The following is a 21712-nucleotide window of genomic DNA, read 5'->3' as shown; positions in this document are numbered from 1 at the left end:
GTGTCGGCAACAATGGCGATGCTGTTTCCTTGGAATTAGGGGCAAATGTTAATGGTTCGCTAGTCAACTCTGGGTTACTTCAAGGTCGAGGTGTTGCAGTTGGGACTAATCGATCGGCAGCGGTGCGTTTGTTCCGGGGTGATGATGTTGAGTCAAATGCAGTGTTCAATGGCAACATTGATAATTCCGGCACTTTGGTAGCTGAGAATAATGCAGCTGTCGTCATTCAAGCGAATGTTCAACTTAATGGTTCGATCATCAACACGGGAACTATTGAGGGTGGCGCGTTTAATAATGGAAAACTGGCGATTGATGCTAGTGATGCTGTACTTTCGGTCAGGGTTAACAACCAAGGGACAATCAACGGTGATGTTCTCCTCAGTGCTGGTAACGATATTTATAACACTAACAGAGGAGCTACTAATGGTACTGTTGAGGGTGGCGCTGGGAATGACATTTTGTCAGGTGGTAACGGTAACTATACCCTAAACGGTGGTGACGGTAATGACTTTTTGTCTGGCAGAAGGGGTACTCATTTCTTTGTTGGTGGCAAAGGTGATGATACGATTGACCTGACCCGAAACCAGGGTATTGACACGGTAGTTTATAACAGTGGTGATGGCACAGATACTGTAAACAACTTTACTCAAGCTGGGGGTGGCGATTTACTCAGTTTTACGGATACTGCGGATATTGACGTTGTGGTAAATGGTAGTAGTACTTGGTTTAGGCTTCAGGGTAATAATGGATTTGGTACTGGCGATGTGCTACTTACGCTCAATGGCACAACTGGATTCACAGCAGATAACATTGGTGCAAATTTGGCTTCTACTAATAAAGCCAATTTCTTATTTGCATAGTTGATGCATTATTGTTCGTAACGCACCCTACCAATCTAAGCGCGTTTTCGGTAGAGACGTTCCGAGGGAACGTCTCTACAATAAATTGTAGATGTAGGTCTTTCGTTAAGCTTTTGCTGTATTCGCTTCATTAGCGATGATGCCCACTACATTCAACTCGCCTAAAATCTCTGTAGCTTGAATCAATTCATTTCTAGTCACTAGACCGATTTTTCCTACCAATACAATCTGATGACAGTAGGTTGCTAAAATCCTGGCATCAACTGTGCCTAAAATTGCTGGGGCATCAATCAACACTAAATCATAGGTTTGCTCAAAGATTTGGATTAGTTCTTTCATCCGCCGAGAACTCAGTAATTTCACTGTATCTTCTGGTGTCGGTCCTGCGGTCAAAACATCGATCGCCGGGTGAATTGGCTGGATGTAATCGGGGGGGGTATTTGTCTCATCGACTAATAGCAGAGATAGTCCCCAGTCGTTAGAAAGCTCCAAAATGTTGTGCAGGTGCGGTTCGCGCATGTTGGCATCAATCAGCAAAACTCGCTGATGCATTCTTGCCGCACTCACCGCCAGCCCCTGCGCTATAGTTGTCTTACCTTCTGCGCTTCGTGCTGAAGTCACCATCAGTGACTTGAAGGCGTAGGGATTTGATAAAAGAATGTTTTGGTAGATCATATCCAGGCTTTCGTGAAAGGGCAACCGAGTGTAGACACTAAGTTGTTTGTCACGATACCTGGGAGTTAAGCTGCCCTTTTCATGGAAAAACAGCGCTGAAAGCCGCTTTTTCCTCAGCGGTAAAGATAATTTCGGGACTCTACCAAGTAAACGCAGATTTGTTAAATTTTGTAACTCTTGTTCAGAATAAATTGCATCTTTAGACATTTCCCAAATTAGGGCGATCGCAATCCCTAAAATCGGTCCGATTACCGCTCCCCCAGCTAAACGCAATGTTCTACCGCTACCGATATAAATTCCCGGTTGGGGTTCTTCCAAGACTTGCCAATCAAATCCTCCCTGAGCAATTTGCATTCCTAAAGATTGTTGCGCTTGCAGAAGTTGTTCTAATGTTTTGCGATTAGTTTCTACTTCTGGCAACAGCCGATTGTATTCTGCGATTAAGGTGGGGTATTTGGCTAACTCTGAGCGAAGTTGCTGTTCTGACTTAGCTAAACTTTGTTCATTGGCAACTAATCCAAGAGTTGCTGTTTGTACCTGTATTAATTCTTCCAGCAACTTGAGGTCAACTTCTCCCATCTGCCCTTGCGTGAGAAGTGATTTTCCATTTTCGAGGGTTTTGGGTGCTTTATCTCCGAGCGATCGCCCAATTTCTTGTCGTAATAATGATACTTGATTGGAGCGTTGCTGCGTCAATTTGGCGATCGCCGGCGAGGTGTCTGTATAGCGCAATCGTTCTTGAGCTAAAGCCAATTCTGTTTTTTGAATCTCGTTTAATAGCGTTTGATAGCGAGTTGACTGACTCAAACGAGAAGAAATAAGCGCATTTTGTGGTGAGGCAGCCATTTTTCGCTGCAAGTTATTGTAGCGAGCGCGGACATCTTGCAGCTGGGCACGAGTGCTTTGGAGTTGCTTTTGCGTATCGGCTAGAGAATCGAGGATAATTTTACCTTGTGCTTCCGGATCGAGTAAGTTATGTTTTTGCCGAAACTGTTCTAAATTATTCTCAGATTTAATCACCTCTTGTTTAATTTTCGGTAGGCGATCGTTAACAAAAGAAAGTCCTTTATTCAGACGTTGCTTTTGTTGCTCTATATTGTAATCTTGATAAACCTTTTTTAATGCTTGCAGTACTTTTTCCGCTTTAATTGGATCTTCGTCTTTGAAGGTGATTTCAAATACTTGACTGGGAACTTTATTAACTCCTGTCCCTCCTTCTAGTTGAGCCACAACTAAAGAACCTGGTTTAGCTTGTTTACCTTTCTTACCTAAAATATCTTCTACTTGAATATCTGGATATTCCGGACGGAGTAAATCTACAGCTTTTTGGATTAACTTAGTACTCAGCATTAGCCTTAACTGAGCAGTATAATCAACAACTTGAAAATTTGGGTCGGTAAATTGGCTATCTGTATTTCCTTGAATATTTCTAGATTGTAAGCCTTCATACAAATTGGAACTTACCAATAATTGCATAGAGCTTTGGTATTTTGGTTTAGCAATTGTTGCCAGAAAAATGGCAACGCACATAACTAAGCCAGAAACACCAAGGATGAGAAAGCGTCGGCGAAACAAAATTGCCGATAGTTGTCTGATGTCAACCGCGTGTGGGGAAGTAGTAATTAATTGCCCCTGATTCAGACTAGTATTAGCCACTATTAAAGTCCTTTAATCTCGACAGATGTTGAGCAAGAAAACTTTTGGAATATTAATTTTACTCTTCTTGATGACGCGACAACACGCGCTTATGATTCCGGGAAAAAAAAATATGTTGTATGTAAATTAACGAGAGTGTTAATTTTTACTTTAATCAACCTGCGAAGAACGTAGTAAGCGGCTCTATCCCTGAAAACCCTTGCGAAGAACGTAGTAGGCAAGTCAAAATAGCCTACTGATTGTCCAAGCTGAATTCTGACTTCTTCTTTAAGTAACTCATTCAGTATGACAACGTTGTTTATATTCATGCTAATTTTAACAATTACAATATGATATCTCTTGCCAAAATGGCAGAAATTTCAGCTATGCTCATATATAAAACTTAAAAGTTCAAGCAGTAAAAATTCTGTTAGAGACGATAATTACCATGTAAACGCCATTAAATACAAGCCTTTTGGATTTATAGATCGGGCGAATTGTAGTCTAAAAAAACGCTAATCAGAGAAACCAAATCTCCACTATTGTTAAACTTGACCTTTTCATGTAATATCATCTTGCTATGTGCGCGGTGGAATTTGCGCTATCTTTTGAGCTAGCGTCACCTTCTATTTCTAAAACTTCATGTGCAATTAGTAATATTCCATCATGAACTATTCAGGATTTACGTTATGGTTTACAGGACTCTCTGGTGCTGGGAAAACTACAATTTCAAATGGCGTGGCATTGGAATTAAAGGCAAGAAGTTGTCCCGTAGAAATTTTAGATGGAGATGTAGTCCGGACACACCTTTCACAAGAGTTAGGGTTTAGCAAACAAGACCGAGACATAAACGTTCGTCGCATTGGATTTGTTGCCAGCCTGTTAAGCCGCAATCAAGTTATCGCGATTGTGGCGGCAATTAGTCCTTATAGAGATGTCCGCGAAGAAGTTCGACACATGTCAGAGAACTTTGTTGAAGTGTACATTAAAGCATCTTTACAAACCTGTGAACAACGAGATGTCAAAGGGTTATATGCATTGGCTAGAGCCGGAAAGATTGAATATTTCACAGGTATTGATAGCCCGTATGAAGAACCATTAAGTCCAGAAATCATTTGCGATACTCAATGCTTAAATATTAGAGAAAGTATAAATAAAGTTATACAAGCTTTAGAAGAATACAAATATATTCCGAAGATAAGGCAGGTAATAGAAAAAGGATAACAGCAAGCTAATCTTAACGATTGTTTACCAAAATTAGGAGCAAATGTTGTGAAATTACATATTAAACCGAGACGGATCAGATTTTTAACTACCTTCTACTGTAATGCCAAATGCCCTTACTGCCATAATGAAGGTCAGGCAGTACCAGTTAATAGCACTATGAATGAGGAGTTTGTAGGAAAGTTACTTGATATCGTCCCGACAGAAGAAGTCATTCTAAGTGGTGGAGAACCTACACTAAATCCTCATATTGTCGAAATTGCTAAGGCGGTTAAAGAGAGAGGAATATACTTATCTATAACCACGAATGGTACTCTCACTGACCGTCTATATAAGCTATTCCCCTACTTGGACGAGATTAAATTTAATGTGGATTCCCTAAGCAAAGAAGCCTACGAAGCTATTAAGCAATTACCCTTTGAAGCTACCATTAAGAATGTTATGGCAGCTTATAATGCGGGAATCTACACAAAATTGAACACTCCATTTATTAGCCTAGCCAATGCTCAAGAACTACTCAATTTTTCCGAATCAACAAAAGTAGAAATTAAGTTTATTGAAGTGTTGGAACTAGGAGGATTTTCCGATCCATCTTTAGAGATAATCAAGCTAGAAAGTCTTCTAGAGGATAATGGTTATTTTTTAGAGAAAGGAGATTTGAAAAAAACTTGGAAAAAGGGTAATAATACCATTACTACAATGCGCTGTCTTTGTAGGGCAGCAGTGATGACTGGGGATGTTGATGATGCCAAAGAGTTATGTCGAGAACAGGGAAGTTTGTATGTAACTCCAAACGGAGAAATCAAACCCTGTATTTATGAAGAATTCTCTATACCCATCTATGACTCTGTGATGAATGGAGACTTGAAAAGCCTTCAGCAAAAGTTTGAAGAATTCGACCATAGTTTTGGGATAGGGCTGTGTCAAGATATCATCACAAATCAGAAATTGGACATTGAAAAAAAGGAACAAAAAGCAGCAATTCGTAATTAATTCATCTTTGATGACTCTGGAGTTCACAAGATAGTGCAGAAAAGAGATAATTCCATCAAAATAGTAATACAGGATAGAACAATTGGTACAAGCTTCGGTAAAAAAAACTTCTGTTAGACTCAATCAGAAACTTGCTATTTTCGGAGGCACTCCTACTTTTGGGGATAAAATTTATGTAGGTCGTCCTAATATCGGCGATCGCTTGCACCTGCTAAATCGCATTAACGATATTTTGGACAGAAAGTGGTTATCTAATGGTGGGAAATATGTCCAAGAGTTTGAATCTCGCATCGCGAAGATTCTTGGTGTTAAGCACTGCATTGCCACCTGCAATGGCACAGTTGCTCTACAGATTGCGGCTAAAGCTGCTAACCTTACAGGCGAAGTCATAGTGCCATCGTTTACCTTCATTGCCACGGCTCATGCTTTACAATGGCTAGGACTTACCCCTGTCTTTTGCGATATTGACCCCCATACCCATACAATCGATCCTCAAATGGTCGAGAAGCTGATTACAAGAGACACCAGCGCAATTCTTGGTGTCCACGTTTGGGGGCAGCCGTGCAATGTCGAAGCCCTAAGCGCGATCGCCCAGCGTCACAATCTCAAACTTATCTTTGATGCGGCACACGCTTTTTACAGTTCATACCAAGGACGAGCGATCGGCAATTTTGGTCAGGCAGAAGTTCTCAGCTTTCATGCTACCAAGTTTCTCAATACCTTTGAGGGGGGAGCCGTCGTCACCAATGATGACGAGTTAGCTAACTCGATTCGCCTGATGGTGAATTTTGGCTTTGCAGCAGGCTACGACAATGCCATGTCTATAGGCACCAACGGCAAAATGAACGAAGTCTGTGCAGCAATGGGCTTAACCGGGTTGGAAAGCCTAGACGAATTCATTACTATCAACCACCGTAATTACAAACTATACCAACAAGAACTAGGAGGTATCCCCGGAGTTCGTTTTTTTACCTTCAATGAAAGCGAGAAGAACAACTACCAGTACATCGTTTTGGAGATTGACGAGAAGATTACTCAAATTAGTCGCGATCGCCTAATGCAGATATTACACGCTGAAAACATTCTGGCACGACGATACTTTTACCCTGGCTGCCACCAAATGGAACCTTACCGCTCGCTGTTTCCCTTATCACAAGAGCAGCTTCCTTACACCAATTGTCTGGGAGAGCGAATTTTGACTCTGCCTACTGGAACTGCAATAATACCGGAAGACATCAGCAAAATCACAAGAATTATCCGGTTTGTTTTGGAACATGGGCTATCTATCAGCCAAAAACTTTCTTGAACCCAAAATTAGAGAAAGAAATGGATAGTACAGTTCGAGTGCAAAAGATTTTGATTAACTCTCCCATTGCCACTGTATTACCTGCGATAGCTCAACTGAATCTATCTTGTTGGTGGTTGGCAGGAGGTGCAGTAAGAAATACAGTTTGGCGATCGCTGTTTGGGGATGATTGTCAATTATTCATCAAAGACTTTGATATTGCTTTTTTTGATGCACAAGGCGATCGCTCCCAAGAACTCGCGGCAAAGGCAATCCTCTCGGCTCAATTTCCCGACTACGAGTTTGATGTTAAAAATCAAGCCAGTTTTGCTATTTGGCGTTCTGGTTCTACCCGTTACAATAGCACCGAGGAAGGAATTGCAGACTGGCTGCATACCGCAACCGCTGTAGGAGTGAGGCTAAATGCCTCTGGAGAATGGCAATTTTTTACTCCTTATGGTTTGGATGATTTGCTCAATGGCATTATCCGACCCACGAGAGCGCATACTGATAACCCGAAAGCTAAAAATAAAGCGGCTTCGTTTCTAGAAAATTGTCCTCGACTGCGTTTGGCATAAGTGTTTTGTCAATCTCCAGTAGGGGTGAATCACTTATATCATGTCCGGGTAATTAGTTGTGATTCCCATAGTCATTGCACCCCACCCCTTAATCCCCTCCCCGCTTGCGGGGAGGGGAGGCAAAGCCTAGCTTTGGCGGGGTGGGGTTCTCCGGGTTTAGTAAGTGATTATGCGGACATGATATTATGCCGAAAAGGTTGGATTGTCAACCAAAGGTTATATACAAATGCTTCGCACGTAGTTTAAATTAAGTAAATGATCTAACCAAATGAATAGCGAAAACAAACTTGAACTTTCGCCAGATCAAAAAGAAAGAACCGCTAAAATGTATGAAGTTTACCAACGTCAACCGTACTTAATAGAATTAGATGGAATAAAACTTAACATTGGCAAGGGTGTTTTCCCCCCAGAACAGGGATACACAACAAAACTAATGGCAAAGGTTCTAAAAACTTACTCGGTCAACACAGCACTGGATCTGGGCTGCGGTAGCGGGTATCTGGCATTGACTCTCCGCCAAAACAAAGTGCCAAATGTTTGGGCAGCAGACATAAATCCAGCAGCAGTTGAGTGTACAAAAGAAAACATCAAGCTGAATAACGATTTAGCTCCAATTGAGGTAGTACACAGCAATTTATTTGCACAACTCAATCAAGCAATTCAGTTTGATTTGATAGTTTTCAATCAACCGTTTTACTATGCAGGTGGTCCATTTAACGCCAGCTCAGATGAAGGTCATCCGCTTAACGAAAGATTTCTCAGACAAGCTAGAAATTACCTCAAATCAGATGGCAAAATTTTGATGAATTATTCGGATTTAGGAGATGAAATTAATAACCCAAAGAGAACGGCAGAGTTACTGGGGTATCAAGTGAAGGTTAAATTGACGGAAAAAAGTGAATCTTTCAATAATCAAGTGTATGAATTTTCCTAAAAGTTCGTCGGATATTCCTTGGTGGTCAGGCAATGCTCGTTTGCCCAATTTGTCAGGAAAGTTGCTGGGCGCTCATGTTGCTTATGCTGGTTTAATGGTATTTTGTGTAGGTGCGATCGCCGCCTTTGAATTGCACATCTTTAACCCAGCGCAGCCAATGTACCAGCAAGGTTTAATTGTTCTGCCTAATCTGGCACGGCTGGGCTTTGGTATCGGTGAGGGAGGTGAAGTCATTGATACCTACCCTTACTTTGTAATTGCGGCTTTACACCTAATTAGTTCAGCCTTTCTCGGTGCTGGAGGTCTGTTTCATGCTCTTAAAGGTCCAGATGTCATAGAAGATAAATTCTATGGCTATGGCTGGGATGATGCCAACAAAATAACTACAATTCTGGGCATTCACCTGATTTTCTTGGGTGTGGGAGCGTTGTTGTTAGTAAGTAAAGCCATGTTTTTTGGTGGCATTTACGACTCAACAATTAGCCAAGTGCGTTTAGTGACTGACCCCACATTGAACCCAACAACTATTTTTAGCTACCTAGTCGGACTGAAGGGAAAATTTTGGTTGGCTAGCGTGGATAATTTGGAAGACATAATTGGGGGTCATATTTATGTTGGCATCATGTGCATCGCTGGTGGCATTTGGCATATCCTCACCCAACCGTGGCTTGTGGTCAAACCGTTGTTTGTTTGGTCAGCGGAAGCGTACTTATCTTACAGTATCGGCGCACTCAGTTTGATGGCTTTTATTGCCACTTTGTTTGTTAGTGTCAACGCGATCGCTTGTCCACCAGAGTTCTTTGGACCAACGCTGAGTTTTGGCTTTCACCCCTTTCCGGCTTTATACAGTGGGGATGGAACAATTCTCACTTCTCGCATCTGGCTAGCAAATGCAAATTTGTGGCTAGGTGTTGTCTTTTTGGGAGGACATCTATTTCATGCGCTGCGTGCTGTAGGCGATCGCCCACCCGTAGTCCAGCTAGTTTACTCCTCTGTAGAGAACCTCTCCGATACCAATCGTTCGCTGCTGTTTGCAGGTGCCACCTCGCTGCTGTTTTGGTCAAGTTTCGATACTCTGCTGCCCACATTGCCTCAATATATTGCGGATGTCGGAGGTAGCAATCAGCAGGTTGGGATAGTGATGGGCAGCTTGACCTTTGGGCTGTTGTTGTTTAAACCTTCAATGGGCGCTCTCTCTGACCAGCGCGGTCGCAAGTTGGTATTGGGCATCGCTACCAGTGTAGTGGCGATCGCACCTTTAGCCTATAGGTTTGTAGATTCGATTCCACTGCTGATACTCATCCGAGCTTTCCACGGCATAGCTATTGCTGCCTTCGGCACGAGCTACGCTGCTCTGGTTGCCGATTTGTCGCCAGTAGAAAAGCGGGGTCAATTAATTAGCTCTCTGAGTATGGCAAGACCCATAGCGTTGTTTATAGGTCCTGCTTTAGGTGGCTTTTTGATGAGTGAGTTTGGCTACACAACCTTGTTTTTCAGTGCTGGAGCGTTGGGTTTGCTGGGTCTATTATGTGTTGCCCAAATTCGCGAACAGAGGAAGGTTTCTCAACCCAAAACTTCTGCATTTGCCTTCAGTGAGTTTTGGCAGCTATTAATCAGCCCTCGGTTCCGGGTTCCTTTTCTAGTTTTCCTATTGGGTAATTTAGTTTTTAGTTCGTCAAGTATCTTTGTGGGGTTGTTCATCAGAGAAACTCAAGTCAACCTGAATGTAGGCTGGTTTTTTGCCACGGCAGCCATTGCCAATCTTGCTATGCGCCTCATTTTCGGTCGAGTCTTGGATCTCTATGGACGGGGACTGTTTATTAGTTGTGGTCTCGTCTTGTCCGGACTGTCCCTTGCGGTCTTATCCTATGCTCAAAGTACACTAGCTTTTTTATTCGCGGCTCTCCTTGAAGGAGCAGCAGCAGCAACTTGGCCACCAATGCTAAATACTTTAGTTGCCGATCGCTGTTCATCCGAAGAACGTGGCAGGGCTTACTCAGCCGCTCTTAGTGGTCTGGACTTGGGAGTTGTCCTAGCTGGATACGTTATGGGTTCTGTTGCCGAGAGCCTAGGTTACCGAGGTGTTTACTCGCTGTGTGCAGGCATAGCCTTCTTAACACTTATCTTTTTTATCACTCTGATTAACAAAGACTTATCTAGCTCCCTCAGGTTTGCCATAGGTCGTCAACCAGATTTCTATGCGTTAGAGACGGCGAAAAAACTTAAAATTCCCAAAAATTAGACTTACTATTCGCCCTGGGTAACCCCCCTGATAATTTTCTTGATGGAAACCTAGCAATGAACCCAGAAAAACCGTCCACAATAGTTAAGCAAATTCCCCCGATTTGGTTAAAAATATTGGTAATTTTCCTAATCGGGTTAGGCATCTTCTTTCGCTTTGCACATCTAGGACAAAAAGCTATATGGTACGATGAAGCTTTTACATCCTTGGCAATTTCAGGTCATACCGTATCCGAGGTTCGACACGAAGTCTTTAATGAGCGCATAATTCCTGTTGCTGCCTTGGATAAATATCAACACCTTGATCCAGACCGAGGCATCAATGACACGGTTCGCTATTTAATGACCTCAGACCCGCAGCATCCCCCTTTGTATTATGCGATGGTGAGATTGTGGGCGCAACTATTTGGAGATTCACCAGCCAGACTGAGGAGTTTATCAGCGGCGATCGGTCTGTTGATATTCCAGAGCGTGTATTGGCTGTGTCTAGAGTTGTTCGAGTCCCCAATTGTGGGATGGGTGGCGATCGCAATTGTGGCTGTTTCTCCCTTAGAGATTTTCTTCGCTCAAGAGGCACGCCAGTACGGTTTGTGGATGGTAACAATTCTAGTATGCAGTGCTGCCTTGTTGCGAAGTATCCGACGGGAAACTTTCTTGAACTGGGCAATATATGCCCTGACCCTAGCTGTGGGATTGTATACCCATTTATTCACTGCTTTAGTAGCAATGGCTCATGGCATTTATGTGGCTTCTCAACAACGCTTTCGCTTTAACAAAACCCTTGCCAATTATCTCTTGGGAACTACAGTTGGGTTATTTATTTTTCTTCCTTGGATATTTGTCCTCATTACTCATATCAGCACAGCCCAACAGCAAACGTCCCATTTCTCATTCTATAAATTAGATAATCCTTTCAATTTAATTGCTATTTTTATGACTCACATCACTCGAATATTTTTTGATATTAACTTTAGTTCGTATAAGCCTTGGAGGAATGAATTATTTTGGGAAACAAGTCATACATATTACAGCGTTATGGCTGGAATATTTTCTCTAGTTTTAATAATATTAGTGTATTTTTTATCTAAAAAAAGATTAAATAGAGTTAGTTTGTTTCTGATTTTGTTAGGAGCGGTTCCATCTCTCTGCTTGCTGCTACCCGACCTGATTGCGGGGGGAATTCGCTCTACTAATGTTCGGTATCAAATGCCTTTATACCTCAGCATCCAAATTGCTTTGGCTTATGTTTTAGGTGTCTATATCTTCTCTGAGAAGCACTGGAAGCAAAAAGTTGGGCAATGTTTAATGGTTGGATTTCTGTTGGCTGGACTAGTCTCAGATGTGAGTTTTTTTAAAGCTGATACTTGGTGGCTACAAGAAGGTAGTCAATCTTTGGTAGCAACGGCTAAATATATCAATAAATTCGAGAATACTTTATTATTAAGTAGCAACGATTTTTATAATATCGGACACATGCTAACTTTAAGTCATCTTTTAAATTCAAAAATAAATTTACTAACTGCACAACGTGACCATCTGCCACTCCTCCCCCAAGAAGCCAGCAATATCTTTTTGAATGATAGTACTATTGGCAAAAACTTGATTGCTCGATTTAAGGAGGATAAAACCTATTCATTCAGGTTGATTGACGAGCCAGTAACAGAACTGTGGAAAGTCGAAAAAATTCATAAAAAATAGAAAATTTTTTTGAAATTGGAGAAGTAAGTTAAGCGAAAAAACTTATAATTATCAACAATTAGACCCACTATTCGTGAGCGAAGAAGAGCAATCTGATGAAATCTAAACAACGTATTACTGCCGTTGAACAACACCCCCTAGCAGGTAGCTCGTTTATTAGTTTGATGAAATTGTTTCTCTGGAATGGGGGTGTAGATAGAGAATATTTACCCCAAGCGTTATCAGCAGCAACTGCAAGTTTTTTGACCATTCCTTTAAAGATTTTTGAGAACGTCAAGTTTTCTCAAAAGATTGCCGAATTAGAAATTGAGCTACCGCCTATATTTATTCTTGGGCATCCCCGCAGTGGAACAACTTATTTCCAATATTTAATGAGTCGAGATCCCAATCTAGGATATCTAGAAAATTGGCAAGCTATGAGGGGATCGGAAATCTTTCTGAGCAGCCCAGAATTAGCTAAACGTTGGGCAGACTCAAACTATCCCAGAAAAAGAATATCTGACGAGGTAATGATGTATGCTAATTCTCCTGCGGAGGAAGAATTTCCTTTAGCAAATGCCTGTCCTTATTCTTTTTATACGTGGTTTTATTTTCCTAATAATATGAGAAAAATTTTCCAGAAATTTGTATTATTTGAAGGTGTTGATGACCGGATAAAAACTGAATGGAAAAGAGCATACATAAAAAATTTAAAGCGAATAACATTGGCTGTTAATGGAAAACGACTTATTCTCAAAAATCCCATAAATACAGCCAGAATAAAAATTTTATTGGAAATGTTTCCAGACGCAAAATTCATTCACCTTTACCGAAATCCATACAGTATTTATGCTTCCACAAACACACTGTATAAAAAACTCGTGCGAGTTCTTGGGTTTCAGACGATAAATGAAGCGGAACTAGAGGAAAATATAATTTTTATCTATAAACAAATGATGCAAAAATTTCTAGTTGATAAGAATTCTCTCCCGCCAGAAAACTTGATTGAAATTAAATATGAAGATTTTATTGGCAACGAAATCGAATACCTCAAGCAGGTATATGCTCAATTTAACCTTCCTAGCTTTGAACAAGCAGAAGCTGAATTCAAAAAATATATTCAATCTCAGGCTAACTATGAAACAAATAAGTACACTTTAGATGAAGAAACGATAAAAAAGATTACTGAACAATGGAGATTTACAATTGAAAAATGGCAATATGATGTACCAGATGAGCTTACCGTTAAAGCAGCCCCTTGAGATGCTCCGCTAGCCTGATCGCCAGTGCAACTAGGGTTAGGGTTGGGTTAGCTGTACCAGCAGTGGGATACACAGATGACCCAGCAATATATAGGTTGCTAACTCCATAAACCTGACAGTTAGAGTTGACAACGCCACTATGAGGATTATCGCTCATGCGCGTGGTACCCATGTGATGGTATCCTCCTCTCAAAACTTCAGGAAATTGAGGCCAAGAATGAGTTTCTTGAGTTAGCCAGTCAAATATTTGCAGACGCCCTAATTGCGATCGCCCGATTTCATAACCCATGAGTTGAGTGGCTTCTTCTATAGTCCGTCGTTCTAGGTCTGTGAAACGCCAATCTAACTGGCTCTTGTGAATACCTAGCTTATCTTTCTCTCGATCTAGAGTGACTCGTGAAGCCGGGTTAGGAACCTGCTCTAGTGCAGCAAAAACAATCAGTTCGCGAGTCCCTACCCCAATCGGATCGTCTAGAGACTGCAAGCGATCGCGTTTATCCACCCAAAAACTATCTTTGAGGGTTTGTAGTGCTGACAAATAAAGCTTTATCTCTTCCTTCGATACCTCATGTTGTGAATAGTCGAAGTAGTCAGCTGGGAAAAGGTCTGTTGCGTACAAATCAAAGGCGCAATTCAACAGTTTACGTTTTCGTTGCAACTGCTCGCTCACTCTTAAGTGTACCTTCTCTTGGAACCCTATATCAGCCACATATTGTAAAGGAAACGAGGCTGACACCAGCAAACGGGCAGAACCTACGTGGATGTGTTCCATAAAAAAACGCCCCACTAGATCGTGCCGATTTCCTAATCCCTGGTGTTCAATCTGATTTGAAACTAACAATAACCGCGCATTCTCTATCGCCCCACAAGCAAGCACGTAGTACCGGGAAACAACTTGATGTTCTTTGCCGTTGAGACACTTAATGCGTAATCCCGTTACCCTTGCTGCGTTAGTAGTTGTCTCAATTGCTGTGACATTAGCATAAGTCCACAGCACTATATTATTTGCTGTGAGCAAGGACTCTCGATACACTTGACCAAAGCGCGTTGGCGGACTGTATTGAAAAATTTTGTAAGAAATTGTTGATGGATCTAACGGCAGCCTATTTAAGTCTCGCTCCTGCTGTTCCCAGAATTCCATGTCGTACCGATAGGGTCCCAATTCACACACCTTCTGGGCGCGAGAATAGTAGGGATCTAAATCTGACCAACTGATTGGCCAGCCGCTGTATGGTATCCAGTCACGTTTCTCAAAGTCAATCGGGTCAAGCGGGGCACACATTCCTTGCCAGTGGTTTGTCGCTCCACCAAAAAAGCGTAACCGAGCTTGATCTAAGGAAAAATAGGGCAAGCCAATGTTTTTACCCTCATAAAGAGACTGGGTTTCCTCATCATAGTCAAACCCACCACTCTCTAAAAGAATCACCTTGTAAGGAGTACCTATGAACTCGCGTGCAATACTAATTCCTGCCGCACCAGCACCAATGATACATAAATCGCCATTTATCAAAGTGTTATTCTCTAATGTTCTTGCATCAATATGCATAATAATTATTACCTTACGTTTATAGGACTTACGCAAAAACTCTCTCAAACTCTTATTACTTCGTGTCCTTCTCTTCTCCTTCGGAGACACTTCGTGAACGAGACGCTTCGCGAACGTGCCTTTGCGGTTCGTTATTCCCTGAAAGAGTGCGTAAGTCTTAGTTTAAAAGATGGGGTTTTTATGTTCTATTTCTGTAAATCCTGCGCTAACTTTACTAGTTGGGGATGGTTTTTTGCCCACGCTGCATGGTCAGTATTGATTTGAGCCAAATGAGACTCAATATTATCAGGAGTGATGATAACTCCGAAATCTCTTGGCACCGTTTCTTGTTGAAAATCGAATATACGGTTCAGTATTAAATTACCCACTTCTTTTCGATAATGGGAATAGTCTAAGTAATATTGCATCTGGTTTTTGATTTCTTCTGTCGTGATGCTGTTGTAGCTAGAGAAATCCCAAACATCAGTCAGTTTAACAATTGATCGCAGCCAGCGTTCAATTTCTGACCACTCATCTCTTACGCGATAAACTTCTAACAGTGTTGCATGAATCGGCGAAATAAATAGTTTTAGGTCTATATTTATTGACTGGCAGATTTCAATTAAACTTTTCAATTCCTTTAATTGTTCTTTTGATAGCAGATATTTATCCTTTTTTCTTAAAGGGTAAACTCCCCCCTGAATAAAATTTTGAAAAGAACCGGGAAGCTCTTTTTGATCGTCAATAATTTCTAAGCCTTTGAAAAAGCTATACTTCTGTGATTTTGAGTGGCTCAAGTTTTTAGCTAGGGTCTTAAGACTGTCTTCAAAAGCATCTGTGGAAAACAGAACACTGATTAAGTCTTTCAGGGTAATCCTTTTTTGCTCTAATCTTCCCTCATCAAAATCATCTTGAAATTTTTCATTCATAGCAAATGAAATATAATCAAGTCCGAGAACTACTTGCTTAAGATTAGGTTGATTAGCCAGTACGTGGTTAAAATAACGCCTGATTTCATACATGGTTGCTCCAGCCATTGCGAGATTATAGGCATTTTGGTCATGAAAAATTGGATGCCTCGGATCTAAGCCCCGCTTAGTTCTGGATGTTCCAAAAAAAATTATTTGGGGCTTGAGGTGGATAATCTCGATCGCTTTAAAGAGTCTTTCATGGTGTATCTGTTCTGGTTTTAACTGATTAAATCCTTGAACAATTGGGCTATTCAACACTCCATAGGGGTCAACTACCCAGTTGAACGAGGCGATCGACAAGACAAGCAACAAGACAACACTCACCACAACCCAATAAAATTGCTGGTAAGTTCTCAAGCCTTTTTTCTTGTGTTGAGTCTGTTGCCGTTTGCGTGTGACAGCTGCCTCTACCTGCGCTGATAGACTGGCTACGGTAGGGGATTCCAACAGTTGGCTTGGGGGCAAATCTATGGAGAAGGCTTCACCCACTTCAGAGATAATTTGCACCGCATGAAGAGAATGTCCCCCCAGGATAAAGAAGTTGTCATAAAGTCCAACTTGTGGCAAAACCAGGCAATTTGCCCAAATCGCGGCGATTTTTTTTTGTATGGGGGTGCTTTTTGGCAACAACTCGACCGTTTCACGAGTAGCCGCTGTTTCTGCACAAACGCCGTTCAGATTGGACATCCACTGAGCTACGACATCGAGAGTACCGCTAAGAAACGCACTCTGACAAGCGCGGCGCTGGATTTTACCGCTGGAAGTCTTAGGAATGCTTCCACCTTTAATTAGCACTATGGCATAAACTGGCAGTTCGTGTTCTTGTGCCACTGCCTGACGGATTGACTCGATCGCTTCATCCGTATCCAGATTCCGCAATTGACCGCGTTCGATTTCTTGAACAATTATCAGTCGCTCTTCGCCATTCACCTCGACGGAAAATGCCGCCCCACCATTGGGTCGAATGGCATTGTGACTTCGTTCTACAGTGAATTCAATATCCTGGGGATAATAATTCCTCCCCAAGATGATGATTAAATCTTTAATTCGCCCCGTGACGAACAACTCACCGTCTTTGATGAATCCCAGGTCGCCAGTACGCAAAAAGGGTTCTTCTTGTGTGTCTCGCAGTTGTGCTCGAAAGGTTTTCTCGGTTTCTTCGTTGCGCTGCCAGTAGCCTAGTGCCACACTGGGGTCTGACACCCAAATCTCGCCCACTTCATCCGGCTCACACTGAGTCAAATTGTCAGGATTGGCAATGACTACTTTCGTATCGCCTACTAAGCGACCGCATCCTGGTATCGTCCGTACCATTTCCTGAGGTTCGGTTGCCTCAACTACCCGATTTTTTTCTAGGGATGCCGCCTCAAGGGTGCAATACACGGGAGGTGAACTTATCGGACTGCTGGAAACCAACAGAGTAGCTTCCGCAAGTCCGTAAGCCGGTGCAAAGGCTTCAGCACGGAAACCGCAGGGTGCAAAGGTTTCAATAAACTCTTGCACCACTAGAGGATTGATGGGTTCAGCGGCGTTGCCTGCGGCTTGCCAACTACTCAAATTTAGTTGAGTGCGTTGGGAGGCTGTAATCCGACGAATACACTGGTCGTAAGCAAAATTCGGTGCTTGGCTGTGGGTTGCTCGATAACGGGAAATTGCTAATAGCCAGTGGAACGGACGCCTGATAAAGGAAAAGGGCGACATCAGGTAGCAGGGAGTACCTGTGTAAAGCGGTAAGATCATGCCTTGAACCAATCCATAATCGTGGAAGTACGGCATCCAGGTCACGGTGATGCTGTCCGATGTGTATTCGCACGCTTTTTGGAGGGAAGTTGCATGGTGCATCAGGTTGCCGTGGCTGACCATCACTCCCTTGGGGGTCGAGGTGGAGCCGGAGGTGTACTGGAGGTAGGCTAGGGTGTCGCTGCTGATTTCTGGTTGTTGCCATTCTTGGGCTAATTCTTCTGTAATCTTGTCGGTGCAAAGCCAGTGGTCGGCTGGGAATTCTTTTATCTGTGAGGAGTTTTCCTCAAGCTGAGTCATGAGGTGGGAAGTGGTCAGCACCAGGGTGGCTCCAGCATTGAGGGCGATCGCCTCAAGTCTGGGTAAGGTTCGCTTCAGTCGCGTGGGATCGGGTGGCGGCGCGGGGATGGCGATGACTCCTGCATACAGGCAACCGCAAAAGGCAGCAATGAATTCCAACCCCTGCGGGTAAAGCAGCAAGGCTCGAGAGCCTGTGGCGGTAAGGGACTGCAACTGAGCGGCTATCGATTGGGCGCGTCGCCAGAGCTGATGATATGTTAGGTGTCCGGCTTCTGTGTTTCCATCTTCTAGAAATGTATAAGCTGTGCGGTCAGACTGGTCAAAGGCTCTTTTGTGCAATAGCTCTACTAATGTCGAGAATTTGAGTACGGGTTTTGCTAACATCGATTTTCTGCTTTAAAACTGGAAGTAAAGAAATTCAGCTACGTGGTTGAGTGACAGAAAACAAAATCCGCTGAGAATACCCACCACAGTTGCCCACCGCCAAGTCGGTTGAACCCATTCCATAATTTGCAGCGTATTGGGCAACAAAGTTACCACTAGCAACAGTCCGATCAGTTTCCCAATGCTTTGTTCCTCAGGAGGTGGCAGGTATGCGAAAAAACTCCACTCCTGCAACTGCACCCCAAAGTGGGTTAACACAGAAAAGTAGCCCTGTGGGTTAAACGGCAACACAATTCCTTTAAACCCTATCATGACTTGCAAAAGTGCGATCGCATCCCCGACGGTGTGCGCTCGAAAAAACACCAAGCTGAACAACAAAGCTACAAAAGTCACGCTCCACGCCAACCACTTCGGTAAGGAAATCTCCTGCTTGCGCCACCACTGGTCAACGCACAGATACGCCCCATGCAGACCACCAAACACCACAAACGTCCAGTTGGCACCGTGCCACAGTCCAGCCAGCAGCATGGTAATCATCAGATTAAGATACTGGCGAACTTCTCCCAAGCGATTAGCCCCCAAGGGGATATAGAGATAATCGCGCAGGAAGTTGGATAGGGTGATGTGCCAACGCAGCCAGAAGTCACTGATTGAAATTGCTTTGTAGGGAGAGTTAAAATTTGCTGGCAGGTTGATATTCAGCATCCAACCCAAGCCAATTGCCATATCACAGTAGCCAGAAAAGTCAAAATATAGTTGAAAGGCATAAGAGAGAGTCCCTACCCAAGCTTCGCTGAAGGTAGTGTGGCTAGAATGATCGAATATAGGCGCTACCCAAGGCGATAGGTTATCGGCAATTAATAATTTCTTGGATAACCCTAGAACAAATAAAGTTAAACCCCGCATCAGGTTTTCATGAGAAAAAACAAAGTTCCGCAGCCTTTGAAACTGGGGAATCATGTCCTTGTGATGCAAGATGGGACCTGCGATTAGGTGGGGAAAGAAAGTGACAAACAGGCTATAGGTTAACAGGTCGTAGTTGGAATCTTGTATTTCACTGCGATAGGTGTCTACTAGGTAAGCGGTTTGGGTGAAGGTGTAAAAGGAAATGCCCAGCGGCAGGATGATGTCAGGAATAGGCGAGTTACTGTGGCTAAAGTGGTTGATTGAGCTGATAAAAAAGCCCGCATATTTGTAGTATCCTAGCAGGGCTAGGTTAACCCCTATCCCCACTAACAGTAAGATTTGAGAAAGCTTACTGCCGCGATCGGCTTTGCTTATGCGCTTGCCCATAAGATAGTTAAACACTATGGAAATCAGCAGCAGGGGAAGATAAACCCAACTCCAGTAAGCATAAAATACTAGGGAGGCGAGCGTGAGGACGGCAAGAGACCCCCGCGTTAGACGTAAACTAGCTAAACTAAAGAAGAGGATAAGTGTTATCGGTAAAAATACAAAGATGAAAGCGTAAGAATTAAATAGCATAAATGTTCTTCTTTGATGATTGCAAGTTTGTTTGGCATAAGAAAACTTGCAAATAAGGTAAGCCAGAAACTATTTAACTTTCTAAAAATCGATTTAGAATTAGCAGAGAACAGGTACTGCCGAAGGCTACAAGCGTGTCGCTAGAGCACATAACTGAGCTTCTGTCTTAGAAAAAATCCACCCATCAATTTGAACCGTTTGTCGGTGCTTGAAGTCTTGTTTAATTTTGAAGTGCAGCCACCGATACCAATCATTTTCTAGCTGTGAGTCTCCTGCGATGACAACTAGTTCGCTAAACCCAGCAATCAGGTGCTTCAGTTGAGTCTCCTCTGGATACAACTTGAGGTAGCGTTCTCCAATGACTTGGAAATTCTTCAGCTGTGGTAAATTCAGTAGCTTTTGATGTAATTGAGCAAGAACGCGATTACTGACACAAGCTTTGACTGATGACTCGAAAAAGAACCAAGAGACAGTAGTGAGGAAACTGAGTTTTAAAAGGCTTCGCCTATTCATATAGCTTTTTCTATTACCATGTCCGGAATATAATATACTAAAAATTGTTCATTCTCAAAACAACTGAAACACTTTTTCATATAATAAACAAACAACCATAATATATTAGAATAATTTCCTAAATAGCCACTATAAATAATATTTTATAATGGTAGATTTATTATGTTCTTCACTGTTAAGAGCGTTGAGGATATGGTATTGTAATTTTATCGAGATACTTATTACACTTATTGCAAAAGTCATAATTTTATACTCTTTGTCTGTGCCTCTGTCGAGGATGCGTTCTGATTGCCGTCAGCCGACAGTCTGAGCGTCGGCTGTGCTTGTGCGTGAAGCAAAAAATATTTATTTATGCAATCTTGTCTATTCAGTATTGTCTGAAATGTATTAATCAGTATCTGCAAAATTTCTTCATACAAGAGGTTATATAAACCAAGGGGCTTAAACTTATGTCAACATCCATTGCTTTTCTAATTTGTACAGAAGCAGGTCCTATAGAAGATTATTCTCTATTGCTTGTGGAGAGTATTCGGAAATTTGGCGGTTCTTTAAAAGATGCTCCCATATATAGTTTTGAGGTGAGAAATACTCCAGATATTTCTCAAAAAACTTCCAAAGCTTTGAAAGCTTTAGATGTTGTTCATGTCAGAGAATTCTTAAATAATAAATATCCAGATTTTGCTTTTGCTAATCAACCTTGTCTTGGTACTTGGGCAGAGGAAAACCTAGATGCGGATATTTTAGTTCTTTTAGATAGCGATCAAATTTTATTTAATGAACCTGAAGAGGTTTTATTACCTTCAGAATATGATATTGGAGTACGTCCTGTCTTTATTAAAAATGTTGGTTCTGAAGGACAAAACGACCCAAATGAAGAGTATTGGCAGAAACTCTATGAAATAGTAGGAAACAGATACAATATGTTTGTGACTACTACAGTCGATAAAAAAAATATTAGGGCTTATTGGAATGCAGGACTGGTTGTAGTCAAAAGAAATTTGGGCTTGTTTTCTAATTGGAAAAATAATTTAGAGAAAGTTCTGGAGAGTAAAATACAACCAAGAAATGGAGGAATTTTTTATGTTTCGCAAACAACAATGGCTGCTACTATATGTGCAATGACAGAAAATGTATGGACTTTATCTCCACAGTACAATTACCCTATTTCTTTACATAATAGAGTTCCCGAATCGGAGCAAATTAGAAGTTTTGATAACCTAGTATCAATTCATTACACTAATTCTAACAAGTTCAGGGATAATGGTTTAGATAAATCTTTAGCCAGTTTAAATAATCTTGATAGAAGTTCCCAAAAGTATCAATGGCTCTTTGAGTATTTTGCAAAACACTGGACTGCTTCTAACGGTATGCCAATTTGAGGGACTTCCCCAAATGCAACCCCGTTGCTGTTTTCAGTCATCAATTTTGGG

15 protein-coding genes and 1 pseudogene are annotated in these 21712 nt (G+C 42.0%); 11 read left to right on the top strand and 5 right to left on the bottom strand.

The features are described from left to right. Positions 1–860 (top strand): calcium-binding protein (locus PI95_RS17730; RefSeq protein WP_163518976.1); only part of this gene is annotated, 860 nt, incomplete at its 5' end. A 105-nt stretch (positions 861–965) separates the two neighbouring features. Here PI95_RS17730 and PI95_RS17725 read toward each other — a convergent pair. Next, positions 966–3191, bottom strand: a complete 2226-nt coding sequence (locus PI95_RS17725) for a GumC family protein (protein ID WP_336507243.1) — start codon at positions 3189–3191, stop codon at positions 966–968. A gap of 645 nt (positions 3192–3836) precedes the next feature. On the opposite strand from PI95_RS17725, the gene cysC reads away from it, so the two are divergent. From cysC to PI95_RS17685, 9 genes and pseudogenes are all read left to right on the top strand, one after another. Next, entirely contained in the window at positions 3837–4394 is a 558-nt protein-coding gene (cysC, locus tag PI95_RS17720; RefSeq protein WP_039752870.1) for an adenylyl-sulfate kinase, read from the top strand. A gap of 48 nt (positions 4395–4442) precedes the next feature. Then, positions 4443–5387, top strand: coding sequence for a radical SAM protein (locus PI95_RS17715; RefSeq protein WP_163518975.1), 945 nt, complete (start codon positions 4443–4445; stop codon positions 5385–5387). A gap of 82 nt (positions 5388–5469) precedes the next feature. Further along, a complete protein-coding gene (locus PI95_RS17710; protein ID WP_052325766.1) occupies positions 5470–6693 on the top strand; it encodes a DegT/DnrJ/EryC1/StrS family aminotransferase in 1224 nt (407 codons plus the stop codon). 20 nt (positions 6694–6713) lie between these two features. Next, a complete protein-coding gene (locus PI95_RS17705) occupies positions 6714–7250 on the top strand; it encodes a nucleotidyltransferase family protein (protein ID WP_039754016.1) in 537 nt (178 codons plus the stop codon). A 268-nt stretch (positions 7251–7518) separates the two neighbouring features. Beyond that, entirely contained in the window at positions 7519–8184 is a 666-nt protein-coding gene (locus tag PI95_RS17700) for a methyltransferase (protein WP_039752868.1), read from the top strand. Further along, positions 8171–9142: pseudogene (locus PI95_RS36015) on the top strand (chlorophyll a/b binding light-harvesting protein); the annotation flags it as partial. The gene PI95_RS17700 and the pseudogene PI95_RS36015, both read left to right, overlap by 14 nt. After that, the gene (locus PI95_RS36010) at positions 9128–10426 is read left to right on the top strand and encodes an MFS transporter (protein ID WP_268896788.1); all 1299 of its coding nucleotides are present in this window, start codon (positions 9128–9130) and stop codon (positions 10424–10426) included. The pseudogene PI95_RS36015 and the gene PI95_RS36010, both read left to right, overlap by 15 nt. A gap of 56 nt (positions 10427–10482) precedes the next feature. Next, the gene (locus PI95_RS17690; protein ID WP_039752867.1) at positions 10483–12123 is read left to right on the top strand and encodes a glycosyltransferase family 39 protein; all 1641 of its coding nucleotides are present in this window, start codon (positions 10483–10485) and stop codon (positions 12121–12123) included. Positions 12124–12218: 95 nt separating this feature from the next. Beyond that, positions 12219–13364: a sulfotransferase family protein gene (locus tag PI95_RS17685; protein ID WP_039752866.1), complete on the top strand. Its 1146-nt coding sequence runs from the start codon at positions 12219–12221 to the stop codon at positions 13362–13364. Here the strand turns inward: PI95_RS17685 and PI95_RS17680 are convergent. The 4 genes from PI95_RS17680 to PI95_RS17665 form a co-directional block, all read right to left on the bottom strand. Continuing rightward, on the bottom strand, positions 13348–14910 hold the full coding sequence (locus PI95_RS17680; protein WP_039752865.1) for an FAD-dependent oxidoreductase: 1563 nt from the start codon (positions 14908–14910) through the stop codon (positions 13348–13350). The genes PI95_RS17685 and PI95_RS17680 overlap by 17 nt on opposite strands. Before the next feature lie 185 nt (positions 14911–15095). Then, positions 15096–18284: an AMP-binding protein gene (locus tag PI95_RS17675; RefSeq protein WP_063842448.1), complete on the bottom strand. Its 3189-nt coding sequence runs from the start codon at positions 18282–18284 to the stop codon at positions 15096–15098. Positions 18285–18296: 12 nt separating this feature from the next. Next, positions 18297–19769, bottom strand: coding sequence for an MBOAT family O-acyltransferase (locus tag PI95_RS17670; RefSeq protein WP_039752864.1), 1473 nt, complete (start codon positions 19767–19769; stop codon positions 18297–18299). Between the two features lie 126 nt (positions 19770–19895). Further along, positions 19896–20282, bottom strand: a complete 387-nt coding sequence (locus PI95_RS17665; RefSeq protein ID WP_039752863.1) for a hypothetical protein — start codon at positions 20280–20282, stop codon at positions 19896–19898. A gap of 449 nt (positions 20283–20731) precedes the next feature. Between PI95_RS17665 and PI95_RS17660 the strand changes: the two genes are divergently transcribed. Continuing rightward, the gene (locus PI95_RS17660) at positions 20732–21661 is read left to right on the top strand and encodes a GT-B fold glycosyltransferase domain-containing protein (RefSeq protein WP_052325765.1); all 930 of its coding nucleotides are present in this window, start codon (positions 20732–20734) and stop codon (positions 21659–21661) included. Positions 21662–21712 lie beyond the last annotated feature (51 nt).

This window comes from Hassallia byssoidea VB512170, assembly GCF_000817785.2.
GTDB lineage: Bacteria > Cyanobacteriota > Cyanobacteriia > Cyanobacteriales > Nostocaceae > Hassallia > Hassallia carrinoi.
The sequence above is the reverse complement of the archived record's forward strand: the minus strand, read 5'-3'. Positions and strand labels throughout refer to the sequence as shown.